The organism is Streptomyces sp. NPDC002403 (assembly GCF_053593015.1).
The window spans coordinates 45,555-55,702 of record NZ_JBSFBQ010000050.1 but is presented as its reverse complement, the minus strand read 5'-3'; the positions used below and the strand labels follow the sequence as shown (position 1 = coordinate 55,702).

Here is a 10,148-nt window from a genome sequence, read left to right as displayed (position 1 = left end):
GCTTTCGCGTTTCCCTTTCCGGCGGTTCCAACCTTACCAGACTCTTTTTCGTTCCGTTTCCGGTCCGAATTTGAATTCCGGTGGCCTTTGGATTGACCTTGCCTTTCGGCGGACCCGACTTTATCAGAAGTTCTGAGTCGGAATTTCCACCCCCTCGGGAGGCTCACGACACACAGGTGTGCGCGGTGCTTCCCGGTCAGGCGGAGCCGTAAACGTACTGGAGCGGGGCGCCCCGATGCAAATCGGGGGCCCCGCTCCTCAGTTCACTCCGGACGGCGTCAGACCTCGACGACCACCGGAAGGATCATCGGGCGCCGACGGTAGGTGTCGGAGACCCACTTGCCCACCGTACGACGGACCAACTGCTGGAGCTGGTGGGGCTCCAGCACGCCGTCCTGGGCGGACTTGTTGATCGCGTCCTCGATCTTCGGTACGACTGCACCGAATGCCGAGTCGTCGATGCCGGAGCCACGGGCGTGGATGTCCGGGCCGCCCACGATCTTGCCGGTGGAGCTGTCGACCACGATGAAGACCGAGATGATGCCCTCGTCGCCGAGGATGCGGCGGTCCTTGAGCGAGGTCTCGGTGACATCTCCGACCGAGAGGCCGTCGACGTACACATAGCCCGCCTGGACCTTGCCGACGATCTTGGCCTTGCCGTCGACGAGGTCGACGACGACGCCGTCCTCGGCGATGACGATGTGGTCCTTGGGTACGCCGGTGAGTGCGCCCAGTTCGGCGTTGGCCCGCAGGTGGCGCCATTCGCCGTGGACCGGCATCAGGTTCTTCGGCTTGCAGATGTTGTAGAAGTACAGCAGCTCGCCGGCCGAGGCGTGGCCCGAGACGTGGACCTTGGCGTTGCCCTTGTGGACGACGTTGGCGCCCCAGCGGGTCAGACCGTTGATCACGCGGTACACCGCGTTCTCGTTGCCCGGGATCAGGGACGACGCGAGGATCACCGTGTCGCCCTGGACGATCCGGATCTGGTGGTCGCGGTTGGCCATCCGGGACAGCGCGGCCATCGGCTCGCCCTGGGATCCCGTGCAGACCAGCACGACCTCGTCGTCCGGCAGGTCGTCGAGGGTCTTCACGTCGACGACCAGGCCCGCGGGGACCTTCAGATAGCCGAGGTCACGGGCGATGCCCATGTTGCGGACCATCGAGCGGCCGACAAAGGCGACCCTGCGGCCGTACTCGTGTGCCGCGTCGAGGATCTGCTGGATGCGGTGGACGTGGCTGGCGAAGCTCGCCACGATGATGCGCTTCTGGGCGTTGGCGAAGACCGTGCGCAGGACGTTGGAGATGTCCCGCTCGGGCGGTACGAAGCCCGGGACCTCGGCGTTCGTCGAGTCGGAGAGGAGGAGGTCGATGCCCTCCTCGCTCAGCCGGGCGAAGGCGTGCAGGTCGGTGAGCCGGCCGTCCAGCGGGAGCTGGTCCATCTTGAAGTCGCCGGTCGCGACGGCCATGCCCGCGGGCGTGCGGATGGCGACCGCGAGGGCGTCCGGGATGGAGTGGTTGACCGCGACGAACTCGCAGTCGAACACGCCGATGCGCTCGCGCTGGCCCTCCGCCACTTCGAGGGTGTACGGACGGATGCGGTGCTCCTGGAGCTTCGCCTCGATCAGCGCGAGGGTCAGCTTGGAGCCGATGAGGGGGATGTCCGGCTTCAGGCGCAGCAGGTACGGGACACCACCGATGTGGTCCTCGTGGCCGTGCGTGAGGACGATGCCCTCGATGTCGTCGAGACGGTCCCGGATGGTGGTGAAGTCCGGCAGGATCAGGTCGATTCCGGGCTGCTCCTCCTCGGGGAAGAGGACGCCGCAGTCGACGATGAGCAGGCGGCCGCCGTACTCGAAGACCGTCATGTTGCGGCCGATTTCGCCGAGGCCGCCGAGCGGGGTGACGCGGAGGCCGCCCTTCGGGAGCTTCGGCGGGGTGCCGAGTTCGGGATGCGGATGACTCAAAAGACTCTCCTTACCACGCGCGCCACGTACCGCTTGGGCACGTGGCGCGCATGTCATTCGTGCACTTGCTGTTGTCTGTGATGTCGCTCTTGCGAGTGTTCTTCGCTTATTCAGTTGTGAAGTCTGTGGTTACAGCTCTACCCCGCCGGCCGCGAGATCGATCTTGAGCTGTGCCGTTTCCTGTCCCGTGAGTTCCACCAGGGGGAGGCGCAGCGGGCCTGCGGGGAGGCCTTGGAGGGCCAGTGCGGCCTTGGTGGTGATCACGCCCTGGGTGCGGAACATCCCGGTGAAGACCGGCAGGAGCTTCTGGTGGATCTCCGTGGCCTTCTGGATGTCTCCGCCGGTGTACGCCTCGATGAGGGCGCGCAGGTCGGGGGTGACGACGTGGCCGACGACGGAGACGAATCCGACGGCGCCGACCGAGAGCAGCGGAAGGTTCAGCATGTCGTCGCCGGAGTACCAGGCGAGGCCGGAGCGGGCGATGGCCCAGCTGGCGCGGCCGAGGTCGCCCTTGGCGTCCTTGTTGGCGACGATGCGCGGGTGCTCGGCGAGCCGGACCAGCGTCTCCGTGTCGATCGGCACACCGCTGCGGCCGGGGATGTCGTAGAGCATCACCGGCAGCCCGGTGGCGTCGGCGATGGCCGTGAAGTGGCGGAAGAGGCCTTCCTGCGGCGGCTTGTTGTAGTACGGCGTCACCGCGAGGAGTCCGTGGGCGCCGGAGCGTTCGGCCGTACGGGCGAGCTCGATGCTGTGACGGGTGTCATTGGTGCCGATGCCCGCGACGACGTGGGCCCGGTCGCCCACGGCATCCAGTACCGCCCTTACGAGCTGGTCTTTCTCCGCGTCGCTGGTGGTCGGGGACTCGCCGGTGGTGCCGTTGACGACCAGGCCGTCATTGCCTGCGTCCACGAGATGGGCGGCGAGCCGCTGGGCACCGTCGAGGTCGAGTGCACCGTCCGCCGTGAAGGGCGTGACCATAGCGGTGAGGACCCGCCCGAAGGGGGTCTGCGGAGTGGAGATCGGAGCCATGGGTAACACGCTACTCGCTGCTCAGCGCCCAATGTCCCCTCGGGGGGACAAGCGATAGGAGCCCGGCACTGCCTGCTCGGGGGTTCAAGCAGTGCCGGGTCCGTTTGATCAGCCTAGATGAACTTCACGAAACGCCGCAATACGGACACCGCTTACGGGGCTACGCGTCCGTTCTTGTTGAAGGCTGCATGGGTGAGCGGCATGAGCCGGGCCCAGTGCTCCTCCATCTGCTGGCCCACCATCTCGATCTCGCGCTGCGGGAAGGACGGCACCTTTGCCAGCTCGTGCTGGGTGCGCAGGCCGAGGAAGTGCATCAGCGAGCGGGCGTTGCACGTGGCGTACATCGAGGAGAACAGGCCTACGGGGAGCACGGCGCGGGCGACCTCGCGGGCCACTCCCGCGGCGAGCATCTCCTGGTACGCCTCGTACGCCTGACGGTAGGAGTCCTCCATGACGCGGCCGGTGAGCTCCTGCTGGGCCTGGGTGCCCTCGACGAACTCGTACTTGCCCGGGCGGCCCTGCTGGACGAGCTTGCGGGACGCGTCCGGGACGTAGAAGACCGGCTCCAGCTCCCGGTAGCGGCCCGATTCCTCGTTGTACGACCAGCCGACGCGGTGCCGCATGAACTCGCGGAACACGAAGATCGGGGCACTGATGAAGAAGGTCATCGAGTTGTGCTCGAACGGGCTGCCGTGGCGGTCGCGCATCAGGAAGTTGATCAGCCCCTTGGAGCGCTCGGGGTCCTTGGTGACCTCCTCCAGGGACTGCTCACCGGCCGTGGAGACACGGGCCGCGAACAGGACGTCGGAGTCGCCCGCGGCATGTTTCACCAGCTCAACGGTCACATCGCTGCGGAAGCTGGGCTTTGCGGGCTCGGGGGTCTCGGTCACCGGCGGGGTCCTTCCAGTTGCGTCGCTCGGGCGGCGTCCACTCTACGGGCCACCACTGACAACCGGGTCCGGAAGGGCCTTCCAGGGATTTCTTCGACGAATTCGGCGTTTCGGGGCACCTATCGGGCCTGTTCTGCGTCTGACTCATTAGCAGCATCCGAAACAGAGTTCAAGGAGACCTTCCTCATGTTCCGCCGGCGTGAAGCCGTCCCGTTCTCGTTCGTGGCCGAGAGCGACCGATTCCGCAGCAACGTCACACCGCCGCCGCGGGAGCGCGCCAGCGTCTCCCAGCTGGCCGGCCGCTCCCTCGTCGGGCTGACCATCGTCGCCGGCCTCGTCGGGTCGCTGATCCTCGGCCTGCCGGCGCTCAGCCCCGCCCAGAGCTCCTCGCACGCCGAGCAGACCGAGGCCGCCCACGGGCACTGACTCGTACGGGGCCCCTGGGGTGGTCGGGTCGGTGATCTCCTCGGTAGCCTCACCGGGCACAGCAATCGAGCGTGTTTGTGAGTGAGGATCAGTCGTGCCCCTGCCCTTCCTGACGGCCGACCGCGCGTTTGACGCCAGCGCCGAGGAGATCGCGCTGCCGTTCGACGACCACGACAGCTGGCGGCGTCCGTACCGTCCCGGCCCCTGGCGGGTCGCGGCCGCGGCCTTCCTGCTGCTGCTCGCGTCCTTCGTCCTGCTCGCGGGGATGGTCACCGCGTTCGCCGGGGCGCTGCCGGGCGCGGTCGTATGCCTGGCGGTCGCCGCCGTGGTCATCGTCTGCGCACTGCGGCTGCTGCGGGTCGGTACCTGGGTCAGCCGGCACGGCGTACGCCGGGTGGGTTTCTTCACGACGACGACCGTGCCGTGGGACCAGGTCACGGCCGTCCGCACGGTGCAGCAGCCCGTGAAGTGGCTCGGGCTCCCCCGCACCGTGCAGGGGCAGGCGCTGATCCTCGTACGCCAGGGTGGCGAGGCGATTCCGCCCCTGCTCACCGACAGCAACGCCGACTTCCTGACGCGGGCCGAGGCCTTCGACCGCGCGGCCGACACGGTGGAGGCGTGGGGGGACGAGTACCGGCGGGTCTGAGCCCCCTTCGTACGACCGGGACCGCCCGGTCCGGCACGCCCGTTCAGGACGTGCTGGGCCGGGCGTCCTTCATGTGCAGGGCGATGGCCCGCTGCATGGCCTTCCGGGCCCGCGGGGTGTCCCTGGCGTCCTGGTAGGCGACCGCGAGGCGGAACCAGCAGCGCCAGTCGTCCGGGGAGTCCTCGGTCTCCTCGCGGCGTCGGGCGAACACCGCATCGGCCGAGTCCCGGTCGATGCGGCCGGACGGGGTGCGGACCAGCTCGTCGACCGGCAGACCGCCCTCCGCGTCGAGTGCCGCGGCCAGCGCGTTCGCCCGCGACACGAACTGGGTGTTCTTCCAGAGGAACCAGACGCCGATCACCGGCAGGATCAGCACCGCGACCCCGAAGGTGACCGTCAGCAGTGTGCCGTGCCGGATGAGCAGCACGCCACGGCTGCCGACCAGGACGAAGTAGAAGACCAGGACGGCGGCGGTGACGAAGTAAGTGATCTTTGCGCGCATGGCAGGGCTCAGTCAGTTCAGGTCGAGGAAGTGTTCCAGGCCGAACGTGAGGCCCGGAGTGGTCACCACACGGCGTGCGCCGAGCAGGATGCCCGGCATGAAGCTGCTGTGGTGCAGGGAGTCGTGGCGGATGGTGAGGGTCTCGCCCTCGCCGCCGAGCAGTACTTCCTGGTGGGCGAGGAGGCCGCGGAGCCGGATCGCGTGGACCGGGACCCCGTCGACGTCCGCCCCGCGGGCGCCGTCGAGGGCCGTGGTGGTGGCGTCCGGCTGCGGGGCGCAGCCTGCCTTCCTGCGGGCCTCGGCGATCAGCTGGGCGGTACGGGTGGCCGTGCCCGAGGGGGCGTCGGCCTTGTTGGGGTGGTGCAGTTCGACGACCTCGACGGACTCGAAGTAGCGGGCGGCCTGCTCCGCGAACCTCATCGTGAGGACGGCGCCGATGGAGAAGTTCGGCGCGATGAGCACACCGGTCCCCGGGGAGCCGGCGAGCCAGGTGTTCAGCTGCGCGAGCCGTTCCTCGGACCAGCCCGTCGTGCCGACCACGGCGTGGATGCCGTGCCGGACACAGAAGTCGAGGTTGTCCATCACGGACGCGGGGGTGGTGAGCTCGACGACGACCTGGGCACCGGATTCCGTGAGGGTCTCCAGTTCGTCGCCGCGGCCCAGCGCGGCCACCAGCTCCATGTCGTCGGCCGCCTCGACGGCCCGTACCGCCTCGGATCCGATCCGGCCCTTGGCGCCGAGAACGGCCACGCGCAGCTTGCTCATTGCTCTGTTTCCTTAACGGTGGAGTTAGGAGACCGCTTCTTCGAGGCGGTCGGCCTGCTTGTCCTTGAGCGGCCCGATGACGGAGAGGGAGGGGCGGTGTCCGAGGACCTCGGCCGCGACGGCGCGGACGTCGTCGGGGGTGACCTGTGCCATCCGGGCCAGCATGTCGTCGACCGACATCTGGTCGCCCCAGCACAGCTCGCTCTTGCCGATGCGGTTCATCAGCGCGCCGGTGTCCTCCAGGCCGAGGACCGTGGAGCCGCAGAGCTGCCCGATGGCGCGGCCGATCTCCTCGTCGCTCAGTCCCTCGGACGCCACCCGGTCGAGTTCGTCCCGGCAGATCTTGAGGACGTCGTGGACCTGGCTGGGCCGGCAGCCCGCGTACACCCCGAAGAGTCCGCAGTCGGCGAAGCCCGAGGTGTACGAGTACACGCTGTAGGCGAGGCCGCGCTTCTCCCGTACCTCCTGGAAGAGGCGTGAGCTCATGCCGCCGCCGAGGGCCGCGTTGAGAACGCCCAGTGCCCAGCGGCGGTCGTCGGTGCGGGCCAGGCCGGGCACGCCGAGGACGACGTGGGCCTGCTCGGTCTTGCGGTTCAGGAGCTCCACCCGGCCCGCGGTGCGCAGCTTGCGGGAGCCGTGGCGCGGGGCGACCGGGACGGCGTCGGTGCGGGACAGGGCGCCCGCCCGCTCGAACGCCTTGCGGACCTGGCGCACGACCGTGGCGTGGTCGATGTTGCCGGCGGCGGCGACGACCAGGTGCGTGGGGTCGTAGTGCTTCTTGTAGAAGCGGGCGATCCGGCCGCGGTCGAGCGCGTTGATGGTGTCGACGGTGCCGAGGACCGGGCGGCCGAGGGGGGTGTCGCCGAGCATGGTGTGCGCGAACAGGTCGTGCACGCAGTCGCCCGGGTCGTCCTCGGTCATCGCGATCTCTTCGAGGATGACGCCGCGCTCGGCGTCGACGTCCTCGGCGGTGATCAGCGAGCCGGTCAGCATGTCGCAGACGACGTCGATGGCCAGCGGCAGGTCGGTGTCGAGGACCCGCGCGTAGTAGCAGGTGTACTCCTTCGCCGTGAAGGCGTTCATCTCGCCGCCGACCGCGTCGATCGCGGCGGAGATGTCGAGGGCGCTGCGCTTGGCGGTGCCCTTGAAGAGGAGGTGTTCGAGGTAGTGCGTCGCGCCGTTCAGCGTGGGGGTCTCGTCGCGTGAACCGACGTTGGCCCAGATTCCGAAGGTGGCGGAGCGTACGGAGGGCAGGGTCTCGGTGACGACCCGGAGGCCGCCGGGCAGGACGGTGCGGCGGACCGTGCCGATGCCGTTGGTGCCCTTGAGAAGCGTTTGGGTACGGGCGACGGCCCGCGCCTCCGAGGAGGCGCGGGCCGTCGTCACGGAACTACGGGACGTCACTTGGCGGCGTCGTCCTTCTTCTCGTCCTCTTCACCCTCGATGACCGGGATCAGGGAGAGCTTGCCGCGGGAGTCGATCTCGGCGATCTCGACCTGCACCTTGGCGCCGACGCCGAGCACGTCCTCGACGTTCTCCACGCGCTTGCCACCGGCGAGCTTGCGGATCTGCGAGATGTGCAGCAGGCCGTCCTTGCCCGGCATCAGGGACACGAACGCACCGAAGGTGGTGGTCTTGACGACCGTACCCAGGTAGCGCTCGCCGACCTCCGGCATGGTCGGGTTGGCGATCGAGTTGATCGTGGCACGGGCGGCCTCGGCGGCCGGTCCGTCGGCGGCACCGATGTAGATGGTGCCGTCGTCCTCGATCGTGATGTCGGCGCCGGTGTCCTCCTGGATCTGGTTGATCATCTTGCCCTTCGGGCCGATGACCTCACCGATCTTGTCCACCGGGATCTTGACGGTGATGATCCGCGGGGCGTTCGGGGACATCTCGTCCGGGACGTCGATGGCCTCGTTCATCACGTCGAGGATGTGGAGGCGGGCGTCGCGGGCCTGCTTCAGCGCGGCGGCCAGGACCGAGGCGGGGATGCCGTCGAGCTTGGTGTCGAGCTGGAGCGCGGTGACGAACTGCTTCGTACCGGCGACCTTGAAGTCCATGTCGCCGAAGGCGTCCTCCGCACCGAGGATGTCGGTGAGGGCGACGTAGTGGGTCTTGCCGTCGATCTCCTGGGAGATCAGGCCCATGGCGATACCGGCGACGGCGGCCTTGAGCGGCACACCGGCGTTCAGCAGCGACATGGTGGAGGCGCAGACCGAGCCCATGGACGTCGAGCCGTTGGAGCCCAGCGCCTCGGAGACCTGGCGGATCGCGTAGGGGAACTCCTCGCGCGTCGGCAGCACCGGCACGATGGCGCGCTCGGCGAGCGCTCCGTGGCCGATCTCGCGGCGCTTGGGCGAGCCCACGCGGCCGGTCTCACCGACGGAGTACGGCGGGAAGTTGTAGTTGTGCATGTAGCGCTTGCGGGTCACCGGGGAGAGGGTGTCCAGCTGCTGCTCCATGCGGAGCATGTTGAGGGTGGTGACGCCCAGGATCTGGGTCTCGCCACGCTCGAACAGCGCCGAGCCGTGCACCCGCGGGATGGCCTCGACCTCGGCGGCGAGCGTACGGATGTCCGTGACGCCGCGGCCGTCGATGCGGACCTTGTCCTTGATGACGCGCTCGCGGACCAGCTTCTTGGTCAGCGCGCGGTACGCGGCGGAGATCTCCTTCTCGCGGCCCTCGAAGGCCGGGAGGAGCTTTTCGGCGGCGATCTCCTTGACGCGGTCCAGCTCGGCCTCGCGGTCCTGCTTGCCGGCGATGGTGAGCGCCTGGGCCAGCTCGGACGTCACGGCGGCGGCGAGCGCCTCGAAGACGTCGTCCTGGTAGTCCAGGAAGACCGGGAAGTCGCCGGTCGGCTTGGCGGCCTTGGCGGCGAGGTCCGACTGGGCCTTGCAGAGGACCTTGATGAAGGGCTTCGCGGCTTCCAGACCGGCGGCGACGACCTCCTCGGTGGGGGCCTCGGCGCCGTCCTTGACGAGCTGGATGGTCTTCTCGGTGGCCTCGGCCTCGACCATCATGATCGCGACGTCGCCGTCCTCCAGGACGCGACCGGCGACGACCATGTCGAAGACGGCGTCCTCGAGCTCGGTGTGCGTCGGGAAGGCGACCCACTGGCCCTTGATCAGGGCGACACGGGTGCCGCCGACCGGGCCGGAGAAGGGCAGGCCGGCCAGCTGCGTGGAGCAGGAGGCGGCGTTGATCGCGACCACGTCGTACAGGTGGTCGGGGTTGAGCGCCATGATCGTCTCGACGATCTGGATCTCGTTGCGCAGGCCCTTCTTGAAGGAGGGGCGCAGCGGGCGGTCGATCAGGCGGCAGGTGAGGATCGCGTCCTCGGAGGGCCGGCCCTCACGACGGAAGAAGGAGCCGGGGATCTTGCCGGCGGCGTACTGCCGCTCCTCGACGTCCACCGTGAGGGGGAAGAAGTCGAGCTGGTCCTTGGGCTTCTTGGAAGCGGTGGTGGCCGACAGCACCATGGTGTCGTCGTCCAGGTACGCCACGGCGGAGCCGGCGGCCTGCTTGGCCAGGCGGCCCGTCTCGAAGCGGATGGTGCGGGTGCCGAAGGTTCCGTTGTCGATAACGGCCTCGGCGTAGTGGGTCTCGTTCTCCACTAGCGTTTTCTCCGATACATAGCGTCTTCGCGCCCCCACGCCCGTGTGGCGGGGGACGGTAGCGGAGAAGCCCTCCATCGGCGGGCCGGTCTTCGATCGAAGCACCCGGGTCGATGAGTCCGGGGGCCACTACCGAGGACCGGCGGCGGGGAGGTCTGCTTCTCGCTCGTCTGTCGGTCGTTCTCCGACCAGGTTACTGAGATTCGGTTCTGCTTGGCATTTCCGGCCGTGCGGGCGGGCCCTTCACGTCCCGTACATGCGCGCGTACGCACCATCGTACGTACAGCAAAGGGAGCGGCCCCCCTCAGTGGT

General features: G+C 68.6%; 9 protein-coding genes. 2 read left to right on the top strand and 7 right to left on the bottom strand.

Going from position 1 to position 10,148, the window contains the following annotated elements; genetic code table 11:
• Window positions 1-278 precede the first annotated feature (278 nt).
• The 3 genes from ACWCPY_RS34875 to thyX form a co-directional block, all read right to left on the bottom strand.
• Window positions 279-1,964, bottom strand: a complete 1,686-nt coding sequence (locus ACWCPY_RS34875; RefSeq protein WP_362454108.1) for a ribonuclease J — start codon at window positions 1,962-1,964, stop codon at window positions 279-281.
• Between the two features lie 129 nt (window positions 1,965-2,093).
• Entirely contained in the window at window positions 2,094-2,993 is a 900-nt protein-coding gene (dapA, locus tag ACWCPY_RS34870) for a 4-hydroxy-tetrahydrodipicolinate synthase (protein WP_451271840.1), read from the bottom strand.
• 152 nt (window positions 2,994-3,145) lie between these two features.
• Window positions 3,146-3,883: an FAD-dependent thymidylate synthase gene (gene thyX / locus ACWCPY_RS34865; RefSeq protein ID WP_072489299.1), complete on the bottom strand. Its 738-nt coding sequence runs from the start codon at window positions 3,881-3,883 to the stop codon at window positions 3,146-3,148.
• 186 nt (window positions 3,884-4,069) lie between these two features.
• On the opposite strand from thyX, the gene ACWCPY_RS34860 reads away from it, so the two are divergent.
• Both ACWCPY_RS34860 and ACWCPY_RS34855 read left to right on the top strand, forming a co-directional pair.
• Window positions 4,070-4,309: a hypothetical protein gene (locus ACWCPY_RS34860; RefSeq protein ID WP_072489300.1), complete on the top strand. Its 240-nt coding sequence runs from the start codon at window positions 4,070-4,072 to the stop codon at window positions 4,307-4,309.
• 94 nt (window positions 4,310-4,403) lie between these two features.
• On the top strand, window positions 4,404-4,955 hold the full coding sequence (locus ACWCPY_RS34855) for a hypothetical protein (RefSeq protein ID WP_451271838.1): 552 nt from the start codon (window positions 4,404-4,406) through the stop codon (window positions 4,953-4,955).
• Between the two features lie 43 nt (window positions 4,956-4,998).
• Here ACWCPY_RS34855 and ACWCPY_RS34850 read toward each other — a convergent pair whose 3' ends face one another.
• Genes ACWCPY_RS34850 through ACWCPY_RS34835 form a run of 4 tightly spaced genes read right to left on the bottom strand, consistent with a single transcriptional unit; the run spans window position 4,999 to window position 9,836 of the window.
• On the bottom strand, window positions 4,999-5,457 hold the full coding sequence (locus ACWCPY_RS34850; RefSeq protein WP_451271836.1) for a hypothetical protein: 459 nt from the start codon (window positions 5,455-5,457) through the stop codon (window positions 4,999-5,001).
• 12 nt (window positions 5,458-5,469) lie between these two features.
• Window positions 5,470-6,222, bottom strand: coding sequence for a 4-hydroxy-tetrahydrodipicolinate reductase (dapB, locus tag ACWCPY_RS34845; RefSeq protein WP_451271834.1), 753 nt, complete (start codon window positions 6,220-6,222; stop codon window positions 5,470-5,472).
• Window positions 6,223-6,246: 24 nt separating this feature from the next.
• Complete coding sequence (locus tag ACWCPY_RS34840; protein WP_451271832.1) at window positions 6,247-7,626, bottom strand: M16 family metallopeptidase; 1,380 nt, start codon at window positions 7,624-7,626, stop codon at window positions 6,247-6,249.
• Window positions 7,623-9,836, bottom strand: coding sequence for a polyribonucleotide nucleotidyltransferase (locus ACWCPY_RS34835; protein ID WP_072489305.1), 2,214 nt, complete (start codon window positions 9,834-9,836; stop codon window positions 7,623-7,625). The genes ACWCPY_RS34840 and ACWCPY_RS34835 overlap by 4 nt, the downstream gene beginning before the upstream one ends.
• Between the last annotated feature and the right edge of the window lie 312 nt (window positions 9,837-10,148).